Source organism: Kitasatospora sp. NPDC097643, assembly GCF_040302625.1.
Taxonomy (GTDB): domain Bacteria; phylum Actinomycetota; class Actinomycetes; order Streptomycetales; family Streptomycetaceae; genus Kitasatospora.
Window position 1 is genome coordinate 32,140 of record NZ_JBEOSA010000006.1, and the last position, 22,854, is coordinate 54,993.

At 73.3% G+C, this 22,854-nt stretch carries 20 protein-coding genes; 6 read left to right on the forward strand and 14 right to left on the reverse strand.

The features are described 5' to 3' along the window. Positions 1-10 precede the first annotated feature (10 nt). Positions 11-1,234 (reverse strand): serine hydrolase domain-containing protein, encoded by a 1,224-nt coding sequence (locus ABTY15_RS06155; RefSeq protein ID WP_350577192.1) that lies wholly within the window; start codon positions 1,232-1,234, stop codon positions 11-13. A gap of 109 nt (positions 1,235-1,343) precedes the next feature. Here ABTY15_RS06155 and ABTY15_RS06160 point away from each other — a divergent pair, with 109 nt between their 5' ends. The 3 genes from ABTY15_RS06160 to ABTY15_RS06170 all read left to right on the forward strand — a co-directional run bounded on the left by ABTY15_RS06160 (position 1,344) and on the right by ABTY15_RS06170 (position 4,673). Beyond that, complete coding sequence (locus ABTY15_RS06160) at positions 1,344-1,853, forward strand: NUDIX hydrolase (RefSeq protein WP_350576822.1); 510 nt, start codon at positions 1,344-1,346, stop codon at positions 1,851-1,853. 33 nt (positions 1,854-1,886) lie between these two features. After that, on the forward strand, positions 1,887-2,726 hold the full coding sequence (locus ABTY15_RS06165) for a TetR/AcrR family transcriptional regulator (RefSeq protein ID WP_502893428.1): 840 nt from the start codon (positions 1,887-1,889) through the stop codon (positions 2,724-2,726). Between the two features lie 129 nt (positions 2,727-2,855). Then, positions 2,856-4,673, forward strand: coding sequence for a hypothetical protein (locus tag ABTY15_RS06170; RefSeq protein ID WP_350576825.1), 1,818 nt, complete (start codon positions 2,856-2,858; stop codon positions 4,671-4,673). 135 nt (positions 4,674-4,808) lie between these two features. Here ABTY15_RS06170 and ABTY15_RS06175 read toward each other — a convergent pair whose 3' ends face one another. Then, on the reverse strand, positions 4,809-5,831 hold the full coding sequence (locus ABTY15_RS06175) for a TetR/AcrR family transcriptional regulator C-terminal domain-containing protein (RefSeq protein WP_350576828.1): 1,023 nt from the start codon (positions 5,829-5,831) through the stop codon (positions 4,809-4,811). A gap of 295 nt (positions 5,832-6,126) precedes the next feature. Between ABTY15_RS06175 and ABTY15_RS06180 the strand changes: the two genes are divergently transcribed. Next, the gene (locus ABTY15_RS06180) at positions 6,127-8,394 is read left to right on the forward strand and encodes a glycosyl hydrolase family 18 protein (protein ID WP_350576831.1); all 2,268 of its coding nucleotides are present in this window, start codon (positions 6,127-6,129) and stop codon (positions 8,392-8,394) included. A gap of 24 nt (positions 8,395-8,418) precedes the next feature. Here the strand turns inward: ABTY15_RS06180 and ABTY15_RS06185 are convergent, their stop codons facing one another. The 11 genes from ABTY15_RS06185 to ABTY15_RS06235 all read right to left on the reverse strand — a co-directional run bounded on the left by ABTY15_RS06185 (position 8,419) and on the right by ABTY15_RS06235 (position 19,325). Further along, on the reverse strand, positions 8,419-9,129 hold the full coding sequence (locus ABTY15_RS06185; protein WP_350576834.1) for a spermidine synthase family protein: 711 nt from the start codon (positions 9,127-9,129) through the stop codon (positions 8,419-8,421). Between the two features lie 91 nt (positions 9,130-9,220). Next, positions 9,221-10,312: a YeiH family protein gene (locus tag ABTY15_RS06190; protein WP_350577197.1), complete on the reverse strand. Its 1,092-nt coding sequence runs from the start codon at positions 10,310-10,312 to the stop codon at positions 9,221-9,223. A gap of 13 nt (positions 10,313-10,325) precedes the next feature. Next, the gene (locus ABTY15_RS06195; protein ID WP_350576836.1) at positions 10,326-10,907 is read right to left on the reverse strand and encodes a cysteine dioxygenase family protein; all 582 of its coding nucleotides are present in this window, start codon (positions 10,905-10,907) and stop codon (positions 10,326-10,328) included. A gap of 100 nt (positions 10,908-11,007) precedes the next feature. Beyond that, positions 11,008-11,922 (reverse strand): LysR family transcriptional regulator, encoded by a 915-nt coding sequence (locus ABTY15_RS06200; protein ID WP_350576839.1) that lies wholly within the window; start codon positions 11,920-11,922, stop codon positions 11,008-11,010. Between the two features lie 120 nt (positions 11,923-12,042). After that, entirely contained in the window at positions 12,043-12,912 is an 870-nt protein-coding gene (locus ABTY15_RS06205; protein ID WP_350576842.1) for an amino acid ABC transporter permease, read from the reverse strand. After that, positions 12,909-13,553, reverse strand: a complete 645-nt coding sequence (locus ABTY15_RS06210) for an amino acid ABC transporter permease (protein ID WP_350576845.1) — start codon at positions 13,551-13,553, stop codon at positions 12,909-12,911. Before ABTY15_RS06210 ends, ABTY15_RS06205 begins: the two co-directional genes overlap by 4 nt. Before the next feature lie 13 nt (positions 13,554-13,566). Beyond that, positions 13,567-14,463: a glutamate ABC transporter substrate-binding protein gene (locus tag ABTY15_RS06215; RefSeq protein WP_350576848.1), complete on the reverse strand. Its 897-nt coding sequence runs from the start codon at positions 14,461-14,463 to the stop codon at positions 13,567-13,569. Between the two features lie 61 nt (positions 14,464-14,524). Further along, entirely contained in the window at positions 14,525-15,253 is a 729-nt protein-coding gene (locus ABTY15_RS06220) for an amino acid ABC transporter ATP-binding protein (protein ID WP_350577205.1), read from the reverse strand. Positions 15,254-15,300: 47 nt separating this feature from the next. Next, entirely contained in the window at positions 15,301-15,546 is a 246-nt protein-coding gene (locus tag ABTY15_RS06225; protein ID WP_350576851.1) for a lipopolysaccharide assembly protein LapA domain-containing protein, read from the reverse strand. A gap of 112 nt (positions 15,547-15,658) precedes the next feature. Continuing rightward, a complete protein-coding gene (locus tag ABTY15_RS06230; RefSeq protein ID WP_350576854.1) occupies positions 15,659-17,431 on the reverse strand; it encodes an ABC transporter ATP-binding protein in 1,773 nt (590 codons plus the stop codon). Between the two features lie 43 nt (positions 17,432-17,474). Further along, complete coding sequence (locus tag ABTY15_RS06235; RefSeq protein WP_350576857.1) at positions 17,475-19,325, reverse strand: ABC transporter transmembrane domain-containing protein; 1,851 nt, start codon at positions 19,323-19,325, stop codon at positions 17,475-17,477. 398 nt (positions 19,326-19,723) lie between these two features. Here ABTY15_RS06235 and ABTY15_RS06240 point away from each other — a divergent pair, with 398 nt between their 5' ends. Next, the gene (locus tag ABTY15_RS06240) at positions 19,724-20,587 is read left to right on the forward strand and encodes an aldo/keto reductase (protein ID WP_350576860.1); all 864 of its coding nucleotides are present in this window, start codon (positions 19,724-19,726) and stop codon (positions 20,585-20,587) included. Between the two features lie 161 nt (positions 20,588-20,748). On the opposite strand, the gene ABTY15_RS06245 is transcribed toward ABTY15_RS06240, so the two are convergent. Beyond that, positions 20,749-21,615: a MarR family winged helix-turn-helix transcriptional regulator gene (locus ABTY15_RS06245; protein WP_350576863.1), complete on the reverse strand. Its 867-nt coding sequence runs from the start codon at positions 21,613-21,615 to the stop codon at positions 20,749-20,751. A gap of 406 nt (positions 21,616-22,021) precedes the next feature. Here ABTY15_RS06245 and fabG point away from each other — a divergent pair, with 406 nt between their 5' ends. Then, a complete protein-coding gene (gene fabG / locus ABTY15_RS06250; protein WP_350576865.1) occupies positions 22,022-22,789 on the forward strand; it encodes a 3-oxoacyl-ACP reductase FabG in 768 nt (255 codons plus the stop codon). Positions 22,790-22,854: the final 65 nt, after the last annotated feature.

Consider the following 22,854-nt stretch of genomic DNA (forward strand, 5'->3'; position numbering starts at 1 on the left):
GCGGCCGGCCCTACCCCGCCAGGCCCAGGCACCCCCGCACCGCGCGGATCAGGTTGCGCGAGCGGACGTCCCCGGTGACCCCCGGCTGCATCCCGTTGGTGACGTAGCCGAAGCCCAGCCCGAGGTCCGGGTCGGCGAAGCCCAGCGAGCCGCCCCGGCCCGGGTGGCCGAAGCTCGCCGGGGAGGCCATCAGCGAGGTCGGGCTGTGCCGGAAGAAGCCCAAGCCGAACGTGGAGTTGATGACCAGCACCCGGTCCGGCCCGCTCACCACCGGCCCGACCGCCCGGCTCAGCACCTGCGGCCCGAGCAGCGGCGGCAGCAGGGCGCCGGAGCCGTCCGAGCGGTCCGCGACGCCGATCAGCGCCGCGTAGAACCGGGCCACCGAACGGGCCGTACCGATCCCGCCCGCGCCCGGGATCTCGGCGGCCTGCACCGCCGGATCGTTCATGTCCACGCCCGGACGCACCGAGGCGAACGCCCGAGCGGTCAGCGAGGTCGGATCCTGGTAGGCGTCCCGGATGGACTGCTTGGGCCGCAGCCGCAGCCCGCTCGGCCCGGTCCGGGCCGCCTCCGGCGCCGGCAGGTCGACCAGCCGGCCGACCCGGGGCGCGGCCCCGGCCGGCAGCCCGATCCACAGGTCCAGCCCGAGCGGCCGGGCGATCTCCTCCGCGAAGTACTGGCCGACGGTCCGCCCGCTCACCCGCCGCACCACTTCGCCGACCAGCCAGCCGAAGGTGTACGGGTGGTAGCCGTGCGCGGTGCCGGGCTCCCAGGCGGGCGCCTGCGCGGCGACGGCGGCGGCCGCGCGCTCCCAGGTCAGCACGTCCTCCAGGCGCAGCGGCACGTCCAGCGCGGGCACCCCGGCCTGGTGCGAGAGCAGCCAGCTCACCGGCACCCCGCCCTTGCCGGCCGCCGCGAACTCGGGCCAGTACGAGGCCACCGGCGCGTCCAGGTCGAGCAGGCCGCGCTCGGCCAGCAGCAGCGCGGTGGTCGCGGTCAGGCCCTTGGTGACCGAGCGCAGCACCTGGACGGTGTCCGCCGTCCAGGGCACCGCCGGCGCGGGCCGGCCGCCGACCTCGGGCCGGGCGTCACCGCCCCACAGGTCCACCACCTTGCGGCCGTGCAGGTACAGCGCGAAGGCCGCGCCCAGTTCGCCGTACTCCCGGAAGTTCCGCGCGAAGGCCTCCCGTACCGGCTCGAAGCCCTCGGCCGTCTCGCCCCAGATCTCCACCACCACGCGCCGCCCTCAGCCTGTCCGGATCCGCTGTCCGGATCCCGTTCGTGATCCGCTGTCTGTTCGCGCCCGCGTTCGAACCGGGCCCGGAAACCCTAACCTGTCCCTCATGACCAACCCCGCTGAAGAGTTGCTGGACGTCGTCGACGAGCACGACCGGGTGATCGGGACCGCGGTGCGCGGGGAGGTGTACCGGCAGGGGCTGACCCACCGGTGCGTCTTCATCCTGGTCCGCGACCCGGAGGGCCGGATCTTCGTCCACCGGCGCACCGACACCAAGCTCTTCGCCCCCGGCGCGTACGACATGTTCGTCGGCGGCGTCGTCGGCTCCGGCGAGACCTACGCCGACGCCGCCGTCCGCGAGGCCGAGGAGGAACTCGGCGTCCACGGCATCGCCCCCCGCCCGCTGTTCAAGTTCCTCTTCCAGCAGGACCACCTCTCCTGGTGGTGCGACCTGTACGAGGCCCGGTGGGACGGCCCGGTCTCCCCGCAGGAGTCCGAGGTCGCCTGGCACGCCTGGCTCACCCCCGCCGAACTCGCCGACCGCCTCACCCGGGAGGACTTCGTCCCCGACGGCCGCGAGGCCTACCGCCGCTACCTGGACTTCCGGGCCGCATAGGCCCCGCCCCGGTCGCCGGATAGGGTGACGCGCATGGCCTCCCGTACGCCGTCGCCGACGGCCGCCCGCGCTGAACGGACCCCGCCACCGGACCGGGCCCCGGCGGGGGAGCGGCCCCGCCGCCGGCTGAGCGTGGACGAGCGGCGCGAGCAGCTGATCGCCGTCGCCCTGGAACTGTTCAGCCGGCGCCCGCCGGAGGAGGTGTCGATCGACGACATCGCCGCCGCCGCGGGCGCCTCCCGGCCGCTGGTGTACCACTACTTCCCCGGCAAGCAGGCACTGTACGAGGAGTCGCTGCGCCGGGCCGGGCAGGAGCTCTCGGCCCGCTTCGAGGAACCCGCCGACGGGCCGCTGTCCGAGCGCCTGTACCGGGTGATGGGCCGCTACCTGGACTTCGTGCAGAGCCACGGGCCGGGCTTCGCGGCGCTGCTGCGGGGCGGCTCGGTCGCGGCCAGCCCGGGCACCTCGGCGGTGATCGACGAGGTGCGGCGCGCCGCCGCCGACCAGATCCTGTCCCACCTGGCGATCCCCGCGCCCAGCCCCGGCCTGCGGCTGACCGTACGGGCCTGGATCGCCAACGCCGAGATCACCTCGCTGGAGTGGCTGGGCGAGCGGTCGGTGCCGCTGGAGGAACTGCAACTGCACCTGGTGCAGGAGTTCGTCGCCGCGCTCACCCTCACCGCGGCCCGGGAGCCCGCGCTGGCCGTCGAACTGGCCGGGTTCTTCGCCGCGGAACGGCCGGACGGGCCGACCGGGCGCCTGGTCCGGGACCTCGCCGGGCTGTTCGCCGTCCCCGGGATCACCGAGGCGGTCACCGCGCTCGCCGTCGGGGCCGACGACGTGGCTGCCCAGGAGCCCGGGTCCGACGGGTGATCCACCGGTTCTGCCCGGACTGCGGGCTCTGATAGGAATGAGCTGGGATCCGACGGCAGGCCGTCCCGGGCACGCCCGGTCCCACTCGAACCAGCGACCGCAGACGCAGCAGAGCGGGGGGCTCAACAGTTGACCCAGGACGTCCAGTTCAGCGCGGAGGCCAACCCCTTCGCAGCTGCCGAGCAGGTCTGCGCGACCCTCGGCACCCTCACCGACGCCCTCTTCGACGAACGGACCTCGCGCCTGCCCGCGGCCTCGCTGACCGCCCTGCGCCCCGCCGAACACCCCGCCGCCGAAGCGCTGTTCGGCCTGCCGCTGGCCCCCAACGGACCGGTGCACGCGGCCGTGGACCGGCTCGGCACCGTACTCACCGCCGGGACGGCCCGCCCCGGCACCGGCACCCCGGTCGCGGACCGGGTGACCGCCGCCCTGCTGCACCGCTACGGCGGCGGCGCGGTGCGCGGCGCGATCGCCGACCGGGGCACCACCTCGGCCGCGCTCTTCCAGCTGCCGGTCACCGGCGAGTTCGCCGACGCCAAGCTGCGCCCGCCGTTCGCCCCCGCCCTGGCCGCGCTGGCGGCCGGTCGGCAGACCCGGCAGCCGGTCGAACTGCCCACCGGGGCGGGCGCCGAGGTCCGGCTGGTCGTCCCGCCCGGGTTCCACCCGCTGACCTCCCCGGGCGGACCGGCCGGGGTCACCGCCCGTACGGTACCCGCGCTCCCCGCCGGGGCACCGGGCGCCGACGCCGCCACCGCGGCGGCCGCCGAGGAGCTGACCCGGCATCTGGCCGAGGTCGCCGAGGAACTGTTCAGCGGCACCGGGGCGGCCCCGCGCCGCGACTTCGCGGTGATCTCCGCCACCCTCGCCGACCTGGTCCACGCCTCCGGCACGGTCTACGCGGGCGTCTGCGCCCTCGACCTGGGCGGCCGGACCTCCAACGCCGCGCTCGTCGTCTCGCTCGCCCGGCACCCGCTGCCGATCACCGAGCTCGCCACCGAGCTCGCCACCGTGCGGCGGCACGCCGAGGTGTGGACCGTCCTGCTGCCGGCCGGACCGGCCGCCGTCCTCGTCGAGGGCCGGACCGCACCGGTGCCCGGGCCGCTGGCCGGCGACGGGCAGCGGCGCTGGGTGGTCACCTCGGCGGTCGAGGCCTTCGTCCCGCTGCCGGACGGCGGCACCGTGCTGTGCGTCCAGCTCTCCACGGCGCAGCCGGAGGACTGGGAGCTGTACACGGAGGTGTTCGCGGAGCTGCTGAGGAGCGTCCAGTTCGGCTGGGACGGCGAGCCGGCCGCACCGGTGGCCGTGGCGGTCCCGGCTCCCGCTCCCGCGCCCGAACTCGTGCCCGTGCCCGTGCCTGCCCAGGAGCTCCCGGAGGAGGTCCCGGTGCACCTGCGCGGTACTCCGGTGAGCGTCCCGCCCGCGGACTTCAACCCGTTCGCGCCGGTCGCCGAGGCGCCCCCGGTCGCTGCCGCCCCGGCCGCGCCGGTGGAGGCCACGCCGGCGGAGCCGGGCAAGCCGAAGGGCACGCCGGTCATGATCCCCCCGCCGGACTTCAACCCCTTCGCCCCGGAGACCCTGCCACCCCTCCCGAACACCCCCCAGCCGGTCCTGGCCCAGGCAGCCCCGGCCGCCCAGGCCACCGACCCGTTCGGCACGGTGACGGCCGAGCAGCCGCCCGACCCGTTCGGCACCCGGCTCGCCACGCAGGGCCCGCCGGTCCCTCCGCCGCCCTCCGCACCGCCGACCGTCCCCGCCCCGGTTGCCCCGGCCGCGCCGGTGGAGGCCACGGCCGCGGAGCCGGGCAAGCCGAAGGGCACGCCGGTCATGATCCCCCCGCCGGACTTCAACCCCTTCGCCCCGGAGACCCTGCCGCCCCTCCCGAACGCCCCCGCGGCGATCGCGGAGCAGGAGACACCCGCGGAGCCGGAGGCCCGCCCGTTCGGCTGAGGCCGGAAGGAGGCGGGGCGGGCCGGGGCGGGGAACAGATGACAACTGACAGCTGACAGATTTCAGCGAACAGATAACAGATTTCAGACTCTGTTATCTGTTCGCTGAAATCTGTTCGCCGTCATCCGTCCGCCGCTACCCGCCCGCTCCCGCCCGCCGTTCCACCAGCGTGCCGATCCCGTCCAGCATCCGCCCCAACCCGAACTCGAAGAGCGCCTCCAGGCTCATGTCGATCTCCGGCCCCCGGCTCAGCGCGTCGAACATCGGGAACAGCTCCGGATCCGCCATCAGCCCGAGGTTCGCCTCGTGCTCCTGGCGGTCCATCCACTCGTCCGCCGACAGGCCACTGTCCTGCTCGTCCTGCGCCTCCCGCTCGAAGTGGACGGCCAGCCCGCAGACGAAGGCCGCGACCGTGACGGACGCCTGGGCCATCTCCTCCGGCCGCAGCCCCAGCCCGGACAGCGCCGACATCGACCGCTCGGTGTGGAGGGCGGCGTCCGGCGCGAGCACCGGCCGGGTGAACGACATCGTGGCCGCGAGCCACGGATGCCGCCGGTAGATCCGCCACTGCAACCGCGCGACCGTCTCCAGGCCCGCCCGCCAGCCGGACGGCATCGGGTCCGGCAGCGGCTGCTCGCGGAAGGCCTCGCCCATCATCAACCGCAACAGCTCGTCCTTGCCCGGCACATGGCGGTAGAGCGACATGGTCGCGGCCCCGAGCTCGGTCGCGACCCGACGCATCGAGAGCGCCGCCAGCCCCTCGGCATCGGCCACCCGCACCGCGGTCGCGACGATCCGTTCGCGGGAGAGGTCCCGCTCCCCGCCGTGCGCCCGACGCCCCCCGACCGCCCCTGCCGCCGGTTCGACCGCCCCCTCGGCCGCCACGATCGGCTCGACCGTCCCCGCCGCGCGCGCCGCCTGCGCCCGCCCCACCGCCGCCCGCTCCGCCACCACCGTGCCGACCCCCGGCACGGCCCGGACCAGCCCCTCCTCCCGCAACCGGGTCAGCACCTTGGTCGCGGTCGCCATCGCCACACCCCACTCCCGAGTGATCCGCCGGGTGGACGGCACCCGCTCCCCCGGCGCCAGCTCCCCCGCCGCGATCCGTCGCCGCAACTCGGCCAGGATCCGCTCCGACGGCGTCCCGCCCTGCTCCATGCCCACTCCTCCACACCGCACTAGTGCACTACCCGCCGCCGAGGCTAGCAGCCGCCCCCCACCGCCCTCGCGAGCCCGCACCCACCGCCGCCCCCTCGCCAACTGGTCCATACCTCTTGCCAGTTGACGACCGGCTCCCTACCCTCGGGAGGCACCGGACCCTCCGCGCACCCCGACGGCCCGAGGCTCCGTTCCGGCCACCCCCACGGCCGGAGCTCCCGCACGCACCTGCCACCTCCCCACAGGTATCGGGGCATCCAGGCACGCCCGGCGGCCCCGGGACAGGAGCCACCTCATGCGCAGACGTCGGATCCGCCTGCCGCTGCTCGCGGCCGCCACCCTGCTCGTCCCGATGCTGGCCGCCGCCCTCCCGGCCGGCGCCGCGAGCGCCGCCGGTTCGGCCACCGCCGCCCTGACCAAGGGCAGCGACTGGGGCACCGGCTACGAGGGTTCGTACACCATCACCAACGGCTCCAGCGCCGCGCTCAACGGCTGGACGCTGGAGTTCGACCTGCCCGCCAACAACACCGTCGCCTCGCTCTGGAACGCGACGTACACCACCGCCGCCTCCCACGTCACGGTGAAGAACCCGAGCTGGGCGAGCGCCATCCAGCCCGGCGGTTCCTACGCCTTCGGCTTCAACATCGCCTACTCGGGTGCCTACCAGCCCCTGCTGAACTGCAAGTTGAACGGGAAGCCGTGCGACGGCGGCGGCAACGACCAGACCCCGCCGAGCGTCCCGGGCGGCCTGCACTCCACCTCCGTCACCCAGACCTCGGTCGGCCTGGCCTGGACGGCGAGCACCGACGACGTCGGCGTCACCGGCTACGACGTCTTCCGGAACGGCACCAAGGTGGCCACCACCGACGGCGCCACCACCGCCGTCACCGTGACCGGCCTGACCGCCGACACCGCCTACCAGTTCACCGTGCAGGCCTTCGACGCCGCCGGGAACCGTTCAGCGGCCGCCGGCCCGGTCAGCGTCACCACCCAGCCGACCACCCCGGACAACCAGCCGCCGACCGCCCCCGGCACCCCCGTCGTCACCGGTTCGGACTCCACCAGCGTCTCGCTGAGTTGGGCCCCGAGCACCGACAACACCGGCGTCGTCGGCTACGACGTCTACAACGGCTCCGCGCCGGCCGTGACGGTCACCGGCACCGCCGCGACGGTCGGCAACCTGGCCCCGGACACCGGGTACACCTTCACTGTGAAGGCCCGCGACGCGGCCGGCAACACCTCCCCCGCCTCCGGCCCGGTCACCGCCCGGACCAAGCCCGGCGGCAGCAGCCAAGGCGCCCTGAGGATCGGCTACTTCACCCAGTGGAGCATCTACGCCCGCGGCTACAGCGTGAAGCAGCTGGACACCTCCGGCTCGGCCGGCCGGCTCACCACGCTCAACTACGCCTTCGCCAACATCCACCCGACCACCAAGCAGTGCTTCATCACCAACAAGGCGGCCGGGAACGACTCCGACCCGAACGCGGGCGACGGCGCCGGTGACGCCTGGGCCGACTTCGGCAAGGGCTGGGACGCGGGCAACTCGGTGGCCGGCACCACCGACACCTGGGACCAGAAGCTGGCGGGCAACTTCAACCAGCTCAAGCAGCTCAAGGCGAAGTACCCCAACCTCAAGATCCAGATCTCGCTGGGCGGTTGGTCCTACAGCAAGTGGTTCTCCGACGCGGCGAGCAGCGACGCCTCCCGCAAGGCGCTGGTCAGCTCCTGCATCGACATGTACCTCAAGGGCAACCTGCCGGTGATCGACGGCCGGGGCGGCCCGGGCAGCGCGGCCGGCATCTTCGACGGCATCGACCTCGACTGGGAGTGGCCGAACTCCGACGGGCACACCGGGAACATCTTCCGCCCCGAGGACAAGGCCAACTACACCTTGCTGGCCCAGGAGTTCCGCCGCCAGCTGGACGCCCTGGGCGCCTCCACCGGCAAGCACTACACGCTGAGCGCCTTCCTGCCCGCCGACCCGGCGAAGATCTCCGCCGGCATCGACATCCCCGGCCTGTTCGGCGCCTTCGACTTCGCCACCATCCAGGGCTACGACTACCACGGGGCCTGGGAGATGACGACCAATCAGCAGTCCGCGCTGAAGCTCGCGGCCGGCGACCCGAGCAAGCCGGACCGCCAGTTCAGCTCCGAGATCGCGATCAACGCCTACCTCAACGGCGGCGCCCCGAAGAGCAAGCTCACCCTGGGCATCCCGTTCTACGGCCGCGGCTGGACGGGCGTGCCGCGCGGCACCACCAACGGCCTCTTCCAGAGCGCGACCGGCCCCGCGCCGGGCAGCTACGAGAACGGCTTCGAGGACTACCACAAGCTCAAGGACCTTGCCACGAGCGGCGGTTACACCCTCTACCGGGATCCGGTGGCCGGCTTCGCCTACCTCTACAACGGCACCGTGTTCTACACCTACGACGACCCGACCGAGATCGCCCGCAAGACCGCCTGGATCAAGTCCCAGGGGCTGGCCGGCGCGATGGTCTGGTCCTTCGACGGTGACACCAGCGGCGGCGAGTTGATGGCCGCCGTGGACAACGGCCTGAAGTAGCGGGCGACTTGGCCGGGCGCGCGGTCAGCCCGCGCGCCGGGCCAGGTGGACCACGTCGGGCACGCCCCGGCCGACCGGGACTTCGTGCGTGACGACGTCCGAGAAGCCCGCCGCGCGCAGCGCCTCCTCGAAGGCCGGGGAGGGCTGCGCGCTCCACACCGCCAGCACCCCGCCGGGCTGCAGCCGGTGCCAGAGCACCGCGAGCCCGTCCGCGCCGTACAGGCCGGCGTTGGAGTCGGTGACGGTCCAGTCCGGGCCGTTGTCGATGTCCAGGCAGAGCGCGTGGTACCGGGCGCCGTCGGCCGCCGCCAGGTACTCCAGCAGGTCGGTGTGGAGCACCTCGACCCGCTCGTCGGCCAGCGCGCCGCCGGAGAAGGCGCCCAGCGGGCCGCTCCGGTGCCAGTCGATGATCGCGGTCTCCCGCTCGACGATCGCGATCCGCCCCCAGCGCGGCTCGGCCACCGCGTACGCCAGCGAGAAGCCGACGCCGAGCCCGCCGATCAGCACCGCCGGCCGCTCCACCGCCGCGCCGGTGCGGTCCAGCTCGTCCAGCGCGGCCTGGATCAGCAGGCGCTCGGAGCGGCCGTCGGCGGTGTCCATCAGGAAGCAGCCGTTGGCGATGATCTCGAAGTGCCGCCCCCGCTGCCGCAGGACCACCTCGCCGTACGGGCCCTCCCGCCGGTCGAGCGTGACGACGGCGTCGTGACCGTCCCGTTCGGGCAGTGCGGTGGGCATGCGTCTTCCTCGGCGAACTCGGGTGCGGGGGGCCGTCCCAACGGACGAGTACGTACCCGCCCGACAATAGCCGAGTCCGCACCCGCACCCGTCACGTCGTGATCAGCACCCCGGCGTACGAAACGCCCGCGACCACGACCCAGGAACCGAGCCCGAGCAGGGCGATCCGCCCGCCGGTACGAATCATGGTCGGCAGGTGCACGGCGCTGCCCAGGCCGAACAACGCCGCTGCCAGCAGCAGCTCCTGGGCGTCCCCGGCCAGGGTGAGCGCCCGCTCCGGCAGCACCCCGGTGGTCCGCAGGACGATCATCGCCAGGAACCCCGCCACGAACAGCGGGACGATCGGCGGCCGCACGTCGGCTTTGACCGAGTTTTTAGAAGAACGTTCGCCAATGTTCGTTTTGTCCCCGACCTCGCCCGAGGCCCGCGCCACCACGCCCCGCCGCACGGCGACCGCCACCCCGGCGACCAACGGCGCCAGCAGCACCACCCGCATCAGCTTGACCAGCACGGCCTCGCGCAGCGCCCCGGCCCCGCCGGTCTGCGCGGTGGCGACCACCTGCCCGACGTCGTGCACGCTCGCGCCGACCCAGCGCCCGAACTCCGCCTCGCCCAGCCCCAGCGGGTGCTGGAGCAGCGGCAGCACGGCGATCGCCAGCGTGCCGCACAGGGTGACCAGCGCGACCGAGGCGGCGACGTCCTCCTCCTCGCTGCCGGCCGCCTGGCTGACCGCGCCGATCGCCGAGGCCCCGCAGATCGAGTACCCGGTGGCGACCAGCAGCGGCTGGTCCCCGGGCAGGCCGAGCCGTCGGCCCAGCCACACCGTGCCGGTGAAGGTGGCGGCGACCACCGCGAGCACCATGGCGACGGTAGCCCAGCCGAGCCCGAGCACGTCGCCCAGGCTGAGCTTGAGCCCGAGCAGGACGATCCCGAGCCGCATCAGCCGCTTCCCGGCCGTGGACAGCCCCGGCCGGGCGACCCCCCGTACGACCGGGCGCAGCCCGGGCAGGTGGGCCACCGCCATGCCGAGCAGGACGGCCGCGGTGAGCTTGGGGATGGCGGGGACGGCCGCGTGGACGCCGATCGCGGCCAGCACCCCGACGGCCGCGAGCAGCAGCCCGGGCGCGTCGCCGCCGAGCGGGGGGAGCAAGCGGGTGCGGGTGGCCCGCGCCCTGAGTGTCAGTGCCACGCCGCCCTCACTGCTGCTGGTCGGCGGGCAGCTGGTAGACCCGCCGGATGCTGGTGCCGAGCCGCGAGACGTTGGCGCCGTACACGTGGATGGAGATGGCGGTGGTGCTACAGGCGTTGCGCACCAGGTGGATGTCACCGGGCGGCGCGAAGGCGGCGACGGTGCCGGCCGGGCCGGTCACCCGCTCGGTCTCGACCAGCCGGGCGGTGCGGCCGTCGGAGATCAGCCGGTAGCGGATTTCGCTCTCCTGGCCCTGGTGGACGCCGGCCACGCACCAGGAGACGTGGTCGTGGATCGGGGTGCGCTGTCCGGGCAGCCAGACGAGGGCCACGACGGAGAAGCCGCCGTCCTCCTCGGCGTGCAGGATGTGCTGGCGGTAGCGCTCGGGGTCGCCCTCGCGCTGGTCGGGGGTGAGCAGCGCATCGGGCCCGTCGGGATCGACCCGCAGATGGGGCGCGAGGCGCTCGCCGACCAGGTACGCGGTGAGTTCCGGGGGCAGCCCGCGGTCCACGACGGCGCGGATCTCACCGATCAGCGCCGTCATCCGCTCGGTGAGGCGGCCGCTGTCGACCGTGCACGAGGAGGTCATGCGAGCAGGTTCGACCCAGTCGATCCATCACGTCCAACGAGGGTTTGTAAGCTCTCCCCCAAACCCCGCTTATAAGTCTCGCGGCGAGGCCGCTGCGGACTCAGCAGCCGACCCGGCTCGCCGCCGCCTGCCGCAGGTGGTCCAGCACCAGCCCGGTGGCCGGTATCCGCCGGTGCTCGCGCAGCACGTACGCGCTCACCTGCCGCCGCAGGTGCGGTTCGACGGCCCGCCCGGTGACCTTGCGGTGGCACATGAAGGAGAGCACCAGCGCGGGCATCAGGGCGATCCCCACCCCGGCCGCGACCAGGCTCTGCACCGCCAGGTTGTCGTCCGTGGAGAACACGATGTCCGGCGCGAAGCCCTCCTCCGCGCAGACGTTCAGCAGGTTGGCCCGGCAGCGCGGACAGCCCGCGATCCAGCGCTCCCCGTCGAGGTCGGAAAGCCGGACGGCGTGCCGGCGGCCGAGCGGGTGCCCGACCGGCAGCAGCACGGTGAGCAGGTCCTCCATCAGCGGGATCTCGTCCAGGCCGTCCGGCACCTCGGTCGTGCCGCCGGGATAGCGGAAGGCCAGCGCGATGTCACACTCCCCGCGAAGCAGCCGCTGGACGGAGTCGGGCGGCTCGGCCTCCAGCAGTTCGACCCGCACGCCCGGGTGCTCGGCGAGCAGCCGGGCCATCGCCTCCGGTATCAGGGTGGCGTTGGCGCTGGGGAAGGCGCAGACCCGGACGCGTCCGGCGCGCAGCCGGGCGAGCGCGGCGAGCTGTTGCTGGGCGGCGGAGAGGCTGCCGAGGATCACCTCGGCGTGCCGGGACAGCGCCTCGCCGGCCTCGGTGAGCCGCAGTCCGCGCCCGGCGCGGGTGAACAGCGGGACGCCGACGGTGCGTTCGAGCGCCTTCATCTGCTGGGTGATGGCGGGCTGGGTGTAGCCCAGTTCGCGGGCGGCGGCCGAGTACGACCCGGCCCGGACCACCTCGTGGAACGTCCTGATGTGCCGCGAGTCGAATACCGGCTCCATGGCCCCTCCACCCGGTCGTCCGCGTCCAGTCCCCCAAATCATAAGGGGAAATTGGAGGTACCGGCCCTACCCCCACCCCCGCCTATGGTTAGTCACCGAACCAATGCCCGGCCCGACCCCTCAGCCCTGCGTCGACGGCGGCAGCCCCAACGCCACCTCGGCCCTGGCCACCGGCGCCCCGCCCCGCATCCGCGGGCTGCGCCGGCTGCGCCGCTCGACCCAGCGCGCCAGCCAGGAGAGCAGCAGGCACATCCCGATGTAGATCGGCGTGATCACGATCACCACCGGGATGAACGGCAGGTCGTAGTCCAGGTTGGTGGCGATCAGCTTGCCCGCGTGCAGGAACTCCTCGTAGGTGATCAGGAAGCCCAGCGAGGTGTCCTTGAGCGCGACCACCAGCTGGCTGATGATCGCGGGCAGCATCGCCCGGTTGGCCTGCGGCACCAGCACGTACGACATCACCTGGGTCTTGCGCATGCCCAGCGCGTACGCCGCCTCCCGCTGCCCCTTCGGCACCGCCAGCACGCCGGCCCGGAACACCTCCGCCAGCACCGAGCCGTTGTACAGCACCAGCCCGGCCACCAGCGCCCACAGCGGCTGCACCTTGAGCGCCACGAACACGAAGAAGATCATCACCAGCACCGGCATGGCCCGGAAGAACTCCACCACCAGCGTGCTGGCCCAGCGCACCACCCGGTGGTCGGAGAGCCGCCCGGCCGCGAACAGCGCACCGAACGGCAGCGCGAACAGCACCGTCCAGCCGAAGGCCTTCAGGGTGTTCCCGAGCCCGCGCAGCAGCAGGTCCTGCACGCCCTCGTACTCGAAGAACATCCACTTCTGCTCGGTGAACTGGTGGGTGTGGAACAGCATGTAGACGATCCAGCCGATCAGCGCCGCGATCAGCACCAGCGCGATCGCGCCGTACAGCCGGTGCCGGGCCAGCGCCCTCGGGCCGGGGACGTCGTACAGCGCCGAGGCTTCAACGGTCATCGCGACACCGCCACTCGTCGTTCCAGCAGGTTGAAGACGGCGCTGATGGCCAGGGTGATGATCAGGTAGCCGACGGCGATCCAGACGAAGGTCCAGACGATGCTGTAGCCCAGCTCGTTGATCGTCCGGTAGGTGCCCAGCAGCTCGGTGACGCTGAACGAGCCGGCGATCGCCGTGTTCTTCGCCAGCGCGATCATCACACTGCCGAGCGGCGCGACCACCGACCGGTACGCCTGCGGCAGCACCACCAGGCCCATCGTCTGCCCGAAGCTCATCCCCAGGCTGCGCGCCGCCTCCCCCTGCCCGGTCGGCACGGTGTTCACCCCCGAACGCATCGCCTCGCAGACGAACGCCGAGGTGTAGCAGCCGAGCGCGAGCACCGCGAAGGTGAAGAACGGCAGCGTGATGTCGAACCGCGGCAGGCCCAGCACCACGATGAAGAACAGCAGGGTCAGCGGCGTGTTGCGCAGCAGCGTCACCCATGCCGTCCCGAACACGCGCAGCGGCCGCACCGGCGAGACCCGGAAGCCCGCGATCAGCACGCCGAGCACCAGCGAGAGCACGGCGCTCACCGCGAACAGCGAGAGCGTGCCGAGGAAGCCTTCCCAGTAGGTCGACCAGTTGTCGGTCAGCGTCTTCACAGCGCGGCCCCTCTCAGTACCGGTCGATCGGCGGCGGGGTCGGCGCGGGCACCCCGGACAGGCCGAGGGTCGCGTCGTAGGCCTTCTTCCAGTCGCCGTTCTCCTCGTGGCGGGCCAGGGCGTCGTCGAGCGCGTACCGCAGCGCGGTGTCGTTCTTCGGGACGCCGATCCCGTACGGCTCCTTGGAGAACAGCGGGCCGACCACCTTGAGCTCGTCCGGCACCTTGGCCGCGTAGCCCATCAGGATGCTGTTGTCCGTGGTCACCGCGTCGACCTGGCCGGTGATCAGGTTGTCCACGCAGGCCGAGTAGGTGTCGTAGGCGATCAGCTTCGCCTGCGGGTACTGCTTCTGGATCCGCTGGTACGGGGTCGAGCCGGCCGCCGAGCAGACCTTCTTCCCGTTCAGGTCCTCCGGGCCGTGGATGCTGGTGTTGTTCTTGCCCACCAGCAGCGACTGCCCGGCCAGGTAGTACGGCCCGGCGAAGCCGACCAGCTTCTTCCGGTTGTCGTTGATGGTGTAGGTGCCGACGTAGTAGTCCACCTGGCCGTTCTGCAGCGCGGTCTCGCGGTTGGCCGAGGCGATGGTCTTGAACTGGATGCGGTCCGGCGCGAAGCCGAGGTCGGCGCCGACCATCTTGGCGATCTCGATGTCGAAGCCGGAGTACTCGCCGGTGGCCGGGTTCTTCTGGCCCAGGTACGGCTGGTCCTCCTTGGCGCCGACCACCAGGTGGCCCCGGGCGCGCGCGGCGTCCAGGGTGGGCGAGCCGGTGATCGCGGCGGCGTCCTGCACCTGGTAGCTCGGCAGCGAGCTGGGCTGCGGCCCCTTGGGCGGCGGTGTGCCGGCCTTGCCGCACCCGGCGGCCAGCAGGGTGAGCAGGACGGCCGCGGCGAACGTGGCCCTCCCCGTCACATGCGCCTCCCCGTCACGCGCGCCTCCTCGTCGCGTGGCCCTCCTCGTCACAGCGGCCGCCTCAGTGCTTCAGGATCTTGGAGAGGAAGTCCCGGGCGCGCTCGCTCGCGGGGGCGCTGAAGAACTCCTCCGGGGCGCGGTCCTCGACGATCCGGCCGTCGGCCATGAACACCACGCGGTTCGCGGAGGCCCGGGCGAAACCCATCTCGTGGGTGACCACGACCATCGTCATGCCCTCGTGCGCGAGCTGGCGCATCACGTCCAGCACCTCGTTGATCATCTCCGGGTCGAGGGCCGAGGTCGGCTCGTCGAAGAGCAGCGCCTTGGGGTCCATCGCCAGCGCCCGGGCGATCGCGACCCGCTGCTGCTGCCCACCGGAGAGCTGGGCCGGGTACTTGTCGGCGTGCGCCACCAGGCCCACCCGCTCCAGCAGTGCGCGGGACTTCGCGTCCGCGTCGGCCCGGGGCCGCCCGCGCACCTTGATCTGCGCCAGCGAGACGTTCTGCAGCACCGTCTTGTGCGCGAACAGGTTGAAGGACTGGAACACCATGCCGACCTCGGCCCGCAGCCGGGCCAGCCCCTTCCCCTCCTCGGGCAGCGGCCGGCCGTCGATCACGATGGTGCCGCCCTCGATCGGCTCCAGCCGGTTGATGGCCCGGCAGAGCGTCGACTTGCCCGAGCCGGACGGCCCGATCACCACCACGACCTCGCCCCGGCCGACCGTCAGCTCGATGTCCTGCAACACGTGCAGGTCGCCGAAGTGCTTGTTGACGCCGCGCAGTTCGATCAGCGGGGCGAAGGCCGACGGACCGGCCGGCGCGGTGGCGGGGTCGGTGGTCACCGGCCGCGCCGCCCCTTCAGCAGCCAGCCCAGCACGCCACCGGCGATCAGGGTGGCCAGCAGCGCGATCCAGAGCGGCGCGGTGACGGTGAAGACCCAGAACTGGATCTGCACCTTGTCGAGGTTGGCGAACAGGAACCACACCGCGAGGACGACGATGACGCCGATCCCGATGTACCGGGTGGGGATCCCGCCGATCCCGCTGCGCTTGGAACCGGACGAACCGTCTGAAATCTTGGTCACCGGAGCAGTCTGCGGGCCGGTGCCGCGTTTTGCCCGGTTACGCGCCCTTGCGGGCCAGGGAGTAACCCGCACGGGGCAATCCGGCCCCGTGCGGGTTTAAAGAAGCCACCCGCTACCCCTCGTCCCGCCAGGAGCGCCAGAGCGCCGCGTACGGGCCGCCGGCCGCGACCAGCTCCGGGTGGCTGCCGTACTCGCTGATCCGCCCGCCCTCGACCACCGCGATCACGTCCGCGTCGTGCGCGGTGTGCAGCCGGTGGGCGATGGCGATCACCGTCCGGCCCTCCAGCACCCGGGACAGCGAGCGCTCCAGGTGCCGGGCGGCCCGCGGGTCCAGCAGCGAGGTGGCCTCGTCCAGCACCAGGGTGTGCGGATCGGCCAGCACCAGCCGGGCCAGCGCCAGTTGCTGCGCCTGCGGCGGGGTCAGCGAGGTGTTGCCGGAGCCGACCTCGGTGTCCAGACCCTCCGGCAGCGCGTCCACCCAGCCGCCGGCGTCCACCGCGTCGAGCGCGGCCCGCAGCTCGGTGTCGTCCGCCCCGGGCGCGGCCAGCCGCAGGTTGTCCCGCAGGGTGCCGACGAAGACGTGGTGCTCCTGGTTGACCAGGGCCACCTCCGCCCGCACCCGCTCGGCCGGCAGCCGGGACAGCGCCGCACCGCCGAGCGTCACGCTGCCCCGGCCGGGCGCGTAGATCCCGGCCAGCAGCCGCCCGAGGGTGGACTTTCCCGCCCCGGACGGCCCGACCAGGGCGACCCGGCTGCCCGGGGCGACGTCCAGGCTGATCCCGTGCAGGACGTCCGCGCCCTCGCGGTACCCGAACCGGACGTCCCGGGCCTCGACCCGGCGGCCGTCCGGCAGGATGGACTCGTCACCCTCGTGGGCGGGCACCTCGCGGACGCCGACCAGCCGGGCCAGCGAGGCCTGACCGATCTGCAGCTCGTCGTACCAGCGCAGGATCAGGTCGACCGGCCCGGTCAGCATCTGCGCGTACAGCACGCCGGCGGTCAACTGGCCCACGGTGATCCAGCCCCGGACGGCGAGCAGCCCGCCGACCACCAGGGTGGCCAGCACCGCCGCGGTGTACACCGCGTCGATGGTCGGGAACCAGACCGAGCGCAGCCACAGGGTGTACCGCTCCCAGGCGATCCACTCGCGCAGCTTGCGGTCGGTCAGCGCGACCCGCCGGTCGCCCAGCCGCAGCGCCTCGACCGTCCGCCCGGCGTCCACCGTCTCGGCCAGCACGGTGTTCACCGCGGCGTACCCGGCCGACTCGTTGCGGTAGGACTGCGGCGCGCGCCGGAAGTACCAGCGGGAGGTGGCCAGCAGCAGCGGCAGCCCGACCAGCGAGGTCAGCGCCAGCAACGGCGAGGTCAGCGCCAGCGCGCCGAGCACCAGCAGCAGGGACACCACCGCGACGGCGAGCTCGGGCACCGCCTCGCGCACCGACTTGTCCAGCCGGTCGATGTCGGTGGTCCCCCGCGAGACCAGGTCCCCGGTGCCGGCCCGTTCCAGCACACCGGTCGGCAGCGCGACCGAGCGGACCAGGAAGTCCTCGCGCAGGTCCGCCAGCACCCGCTCGCCGAGCATGGCGCCGCGCATCCGCGACCACCAGGTGAAGGCGGACTGCACTGCCAGCGCCAGCAGGTACCAGCCGACCGCCACCGCCAGGGTGGCCTCGACGGTGCCGGTGGCCAGCGACTCCACCAGACCGCCGAGCACCCACGGGCCGACCAGCCCGGCCAGGGTGGCCACCGAGTGCAGCGCCACCACCGCCGAGAAGGAGCCCCGGTGGCGCCGCGCCAGCAGCCCCAGGTACGCGCGCACGGCGGCCGGCGAGCCGACCGGCAGCGTGGCCGCCGGTCCCTGCTCCTGTTGATCGGGGGGCTTCATGACCTACTCCTCGGACGTTCGTCGAAACAGTTGGACCGGACGCTCATGCCGACTCCCCCACCGCGACCCGCCCGCTCGCCTCCGGGCGCGCGGATCCGGCGCCGACGCGCTGCGCCCCGGCCGCGCCCTCGGCCGACGGCGGGGCCGGCTCCTCACCACGGGTGACCACCGCCCGGTACCCGGGCTCGGTGCGCATCAGCTCGCGGTGCCGCCCGGCCGCGACGGCACGGCCCTCCCGGACCAGCACCACCCGGTCCGCCCGGTCCAGCAGCAGCGGACTGGTCGCGAACACCACGGTGGTCCGGCCCACCCGGTTGTCGCGCAGCCCGGCGGCGATCCGCGACTCGGTGTGGGCGTCCACCGCACTGGTCGGCTCGTCCAGGACGAGCACCGGCGGGTCGGCCAGCAGCGCGCGGGCGAGGGCCAGCCGCTGGCGCTGGCCGCCGGACAGCGAGCGCCCGCGCTCGGTGATCCGGGCCCGCATGGCGTCCCCCGCGCAGTCCGGCGAGCCGTCCACCAGGGCCTCCAGCACGTCGTCGGACCGGGCCGCGGCCAGCGCCTCGAACACCGTGACCCGCCCCGAGGACGGGATGTCGAACAGCCCGGCCAGGGTGCCGGAGAGCAGCACCGGCTCCTTGTCGTGGACCAGCACCGCCGCCCTGGCCTCGGCCAGCGGCACCGCGTCCAGCTCGGTGCCGCCGAGCCGGACGGAGGGCTGCGGCTGCTCGCCGTCGGCCAGCGGGACGTGCCCGCCCAACCGCTCGGCGAGTGCCCCGGCGAAGTCCGGGTCACCGCAGACCACCGCGGTGAGCTCGCCCGCCCGCGCGGTGAGCCCGCTCGCCGGGTCGTACAGGTCGGCGTGCCCGGGCCGGTTCAGCGCGGCCTCGGCGACGCCGCTGGTCCGGCTCAGCGAGAGCACCCGCACGGCCCGCCCGGCCGAGACCCGGGCGACGCTCCAGGCGTGCGCGGCCTCGCCCAGGATCCGCAGCGGCGCCGCCAGGAAGGCGGTGGCGCCGTAGACCGCGATCAGGGTGCCCACGGCCAGGTCGCCGCCGGCCGCCAGCCGGGCCCCGTACCAGGTGACGCCGACCACGAACAGGCCGGGCAGCAGCACCTGTTGGGCCTGCATCAGGGACCAGAGCCGGGCCGACCGGACGGCCGCCGCGCGGACCTTCTGCGAGGCCTCCCGGTACCGGTCCAGGAACAGCTCCTCACCACCGATGCCGCGCAGCACCCGCAGCCCGGCCACCGTGTCGGCGGCCAGCTCGGTCGCCTTGCCGCCGAGCGCCCGCTGCTCCGCGTACCGCCGCTCGAACGGCCCGATCAGCGGCCAGACCGCGGCCGCCAGCACCGGGACCCCGAGCAGCACGCCGAGCCCGAGCACCGGCTGGACCACCAGCACCACCGCGCTGACCGCCAGCCAGACGATCACCGCGGCCCGGACCCGCGCGACCAGCTCCACGTACCAGCCGATCCGCTCGACGTCCCCGCTGCCGACCGCGACGACCTCGCCGGTGGCGATCCGGCGGGACAGCCCGGCCCCGAGGTGCGAGGCCTGCCGCGCCACCAACTGCCTTACGTGGGTGGCGGCGTGGATCCAGTTCCAGACCGCCTGGCGGTGCAGCAGGACGGTGCCCAGCGAGGTGACCGCGGCCAGCGCCAGCGCGAGGCCGCCGGCCCGCCAGATCCCGGCCGCGTCACCGTCGACGGCGGCCTGCACACCGGCCCCGAGCGGGACCGGCAGGGCGGCCTGGCCGCCCATCTCCAGCAGCGCCCAGCAGGTGGCACGCACCTGCCCGCGCCGCTGGCCGCGCTGGAGCCAGCGCAGGAAGGCCAGGGGTGAGGAGAGATCGGGACTGCCGGGGTCGGCGAGCGGCAGTGGGGTGAGCGGCATGACACTCCGATGCGAACGGAACGGCGGGAGGCCGGAGGCGGAGGGAGGGGCAGCGGGGAGCACGGGAGCGCGGACGACCTCGGGCACGGGCCCGGGCCGTACGGCGACGGGGGCACAGGGCGTATGGCGCGGAACGTGCGCGCGACGCCGACGCGGCCGGGAAGGACACCGGACGGACAAGTGGGGCACGAAGGGCCCGGATCTCAGGAGGTCATGACCGCGAGCCTGCCAACCGGAATGTGATCCGCGCAACAGGTTTTTCGCCGCCCCGCGGGCGCCCGGCCACCGCCCCGGGGGGCGCGCCCCGGGAAGAATCACCCGGACGGCGGGAACAATCCCGCCCGAGCACCAGTTGCCCCACTGGAAACACACGGACGACCAGGAGGGCACCCCTTCCCGTGAGCAACATCCCCAGCGTCACGCTGAACGACGGCGCGAAGATCCCGCAGCTCGGCTTCGGCGTGTGGCAGGTCCCGGACGGCGAGGCCGCCACCGCCGTCCACTCCGCGATCGACGCGGGCTACCGCTCCATCGACACCGCGGCGATCTACGAGAACGAGACGGGCACCGGCAAGGCGATCGCCGAGGCGCTGGCCGGCGGCGTGGCCCGCGAGGACCTCTACGTCACCACCAAGCTGTGGAACTCGGGCACCCGCGACTGGTCCGGCGAGCAGGGCCGCGACGCGGTGCTGCGCGAGTTCGACGAGTCCCTGGCCCGGCTCGGCCTGGACTACATCGACCTCTACCTGATCCACTGGCCGCGCCCGAAGCACGGCAGCTACCTGAACGTCTGGAAGGCGCTGGAGCAGCTGCGCGCCGACGGCCGGGTCAAGTCGATCGGCGTCTCCAACTTCAAGCCCGAGCACCTGACCCGCCTGCTCGACGAGGCCTCGGTCGTCCCGGCGCTGAACCAGGTCGAGCTGCACCCGTACTTCCCGCAGGAGGAGCTGCGCGCCTTCCACGCGGAGCACGGCATCGCCACCGAGGCGTGGAGCCCGCTGGGCCAGGGCAAGGAGCTCCTCGCGGAGCCGGCGCTGGCGCGCATCGCCGAGAAGCACGGCCGCACGGTCGCCCAGGTGGTGCTCCGCTGGCACCTGCAGAGCGGCGTGATCGCGATCCCGAAGTCGGTCACCCCGTCGCGGATCCGGGAGAACCTGGACGTCACCGGCTTCGAGCTGGACGCCGAGGACTTCGCCGCGATCGCCGGCATCGCCACCGGCAAGCGGATCGGCCCCGACCCGTCGGACTTCGACTGGAACTGACCGGCACCGCCGTCCGACTACTCTGACGGCCGGTCATATCGAAGGACCGCCCACCCCGGACAGGGGCGGGCGGCCTTCGTTGTGCCCGATTCACGATGCCGACGGCCCGAGGCCGTCAGTACGTTGGCGAATCGTTTTGGCTGGAGTTCAAAGGGCTTTGCCTACAGCCTGGCCGCCTTGGCGATGAGCGCCAGCGCGGGCGGGTGCTCGTCCACCTCCAGCGGCGCCAGCAGCAGCCGCTGGACCTCGGCCACGCCGGCGGCCGAGCGGTGCAGCAGGTCCTGGCCCGCCGGCGAGAGCGACAGCAGGTTGCGACGACCGTCCGAGGGGTCGCGCCGACGCTGCACCAGGCCGCGCCGCACCAGTCGGCTGACCATTTCGGCCATCGTCGCCTTGTCCAGCGAGGCCAGCTCGCCGACCGTGCGCTGGTCGGCGCCCGGCTCCAGCTCCAGCGCGTCGAGCACCGCGTACTGCGGCGCCGTCAGCTCCGCGCCGACGTGCTCCGACCAGAGCTTGGTGTGCACCTGCTGGCTCACCCTGATCAGGTAGCCGATGGCCCGCTGCGCGTCGAGGATCGGCCGCGCGTCCGAGAACACGGCGACCGCGGCGGGCTCCAGCCTGGCTATCTTGGCCATCACCCGGACGATCTCGACCTGCTCCTCCGCCGTGAGCGGCTCGAACAGGGTCCGCTGGACGCGGACCACACCGCCGGTGGCCTCGCGCACCGCCTGGGCGCCGCTCTGCGAGAGAGCGAGCAGTTTGCGCCGGCCGTCGGCCGGGTCGCGCCTTCGCAGCACCAGGCCGCGGCGGACCAGCCGCGCGACCATCTCCGCCATCGTGGCCTTGTCGAGCGACGCCCGCTCGCCGACGGTCCGCTGGTCGGCGCCCGGCTCCAGGGCCAGGACCAGCAGAACGGCGAACTGCGGAGCCGTGAGGTCGGCTCCGACATGCTCGGACCACAGACGGGTGTGAACCTGCTGTGCAACACGAATCAGGTGACCGGGCGACTGCTGCAGTCGCGCGGACACGCGGGTCGTCGGGATCTCCCCCAGCACCATGTATCCGTCCCGATGTCACACCCGGTGTGTGTGGGACACCCGGGTGGGGCAGTAACGGCGAGTGGGCGTCCAGCTATGAGGGAGGGCGCTCCAGCCGTGCAGCCGGTGGCTGCTGGCGGACACTATACAAACGGCTGGCCCTCGCTGGCAGGCAGGGGCGGATAGTAGACGCAGGTTCGGCAACATTGGCATATTTACGCGCCGCCACGCCCTCTCGGTAACCCGTTCTCAGTAGAAAGCCGACCGGTCGGTCCTTACCGACCGTCACCTGCGGCTCTCCCCACCCTGGCCGCCCTCCCTACTCACCGGTAGGGTGTGGCCACCCTCCCCGGGGACAGTCCCCGCGGGGGAAACCCCGAGAGAGACGAGAGCGAGCATGACCGAGCAGAGCACCGCCACCCGGGTCGCCGTCGTCACCGGCGCCGCCCGCGGCCTGGGCGCCGCCACCGCCGTCCGCCTGGCCGCCGACGGCTACGCGGTCGCGGTCCTCGACCTGGACGAGGCCGCCGGCAAGGACACCGTCGACCGGATCACCGCGGCCGGCGGCCGGGCCCTGACCGTCGGCGCCGACGTCTCGGACGCCGAGCAGGTGCAGGCCGCCGTCGACCGGGTGGTCGCCGAGCTGGGCGCCCCGGTCGTCCTGGTCAACAACGCGGGCGTGCTCCGCGACAACCTGCTCTTCAAGATGTCCGAGTCCGACTGGGACACGGTCATGAACGTTCACCTCCGCGGCGCCTTCCTGATGACCCGCGCCGTGCAGAAGCACATGGTCGACGCCGGATTCGGCCGCATCGTCAACCTGTCCTCCTCCTCCGCCCAGGGCAACCGCGGCCAGGCCAACTACTCGACCGCCAAGGCGGGCCTGCAAGGCTTCACCAAGACTTTGGCCATTGAGCTGGGCAAGTTCGGCATCACCGCCAACGCCGTCGCCCCCGGCTTCATCGCCACCGACATGACCGCGGCCACCGCGGCCCGGGTCGGCATGGACTTCGAGGACTTCAAGCGGGCCGCGGCCTCCCAGATCCCGGTGCAGCGGGTCGGCCTGCCCGAGGACGTCGCCCACACCATCTCGTTCCTGGCCAGCGAGGGTGCCGGGTTCGTCTCCGGCCAGGTGATCTACGTCGCCGGCGGCCCCCTCGACTGAGCACCGGACCTACACAGGGTTACCACGGAGTGGGAAGCCGGCCGAGCCGGCCGCCCACTCCGTTT

Bases quoted from the DNA above. Each gene is read 5' to 3' on its own strand.
- ABTY15_RS06160 (WP_350576822.1), top strand. From the start codon at position 1,344: ATGACCAACCCCGCTGAAGAGTTGCTGGACGTCGTCGACGAGCACGAC.
- ABTY15_RS06165 (WP_502893428.1), top strand. From the start codon at position 1,887: ATGGCCTCCCGTACGCCGTCGCCGACGGCCGCCCGCGCTGAACGGACC.
- ABTY15_RS06175 (WP_350576828.1), bottom strand. From the start codon at position 5,831: ATGGAGCAGGGCGGGACGCCGTCGGAGCGGATCCTGGCCGAGTTGCGG.
- ABTY15_RS06180 (WP_350576831.1), top strand. From the start codon at position 6,127: ATGCGCAGACGTCGGATCCGCCTGCCGCTGCTCGCGGCCGCCACCCTG.
- ABTY15_RS06185 (WP_350576834.1), bottom strand. From the start codon at position 9,129: ATGCCCACCGCACTGCCCGAACGGGACGGTCACGACGCCGTCGTCACG.
- ABTY15_RS06195 (WP_350576836.1), bottom strand. From the start codon at position 10,907: ATGACCTCCTCGTGCACGGTCGACAGCGGCCGCCTCACCGAGCGGATG.
- ABTY15_RS06200 (WP_350576839.1), bottom strand. From the start codon at position 11,922: ATGGAGCCGGTATTCGACTCGCGGCACATCAGGACGTTCCACGAGGTG.
- ABTY15_RS06205 (WP_350576842.1), bottom strand. From the start codon at position 12,912: ATGACCGTTGAAGCCTCGGCGCTGTACGACGTCCCCGGCCCGAGGGCG.
- ABTY15_RS06230 (WP_350576854.1), bottom strand. From the start codon at position 17,431: ATGAAGCCCCCCGATCAACAGGAGCAGGGACCGGCGGCCACGCTGCCG.
- ABTY15_RS06235 (WP_350576857.1), bottom strand. From the start codon at position 19,325: ATGCCGCTCACCCCACTGCCGCTCGCCGACCCCGGCAGTCCCGATCTC.
- fabG (WP_350576865.1), top strand. From the start codon at position 22,022: ATGACCGAGCAGAGCACCGCCACCCGGGTCGCCGTCGTCACCGGCGCC.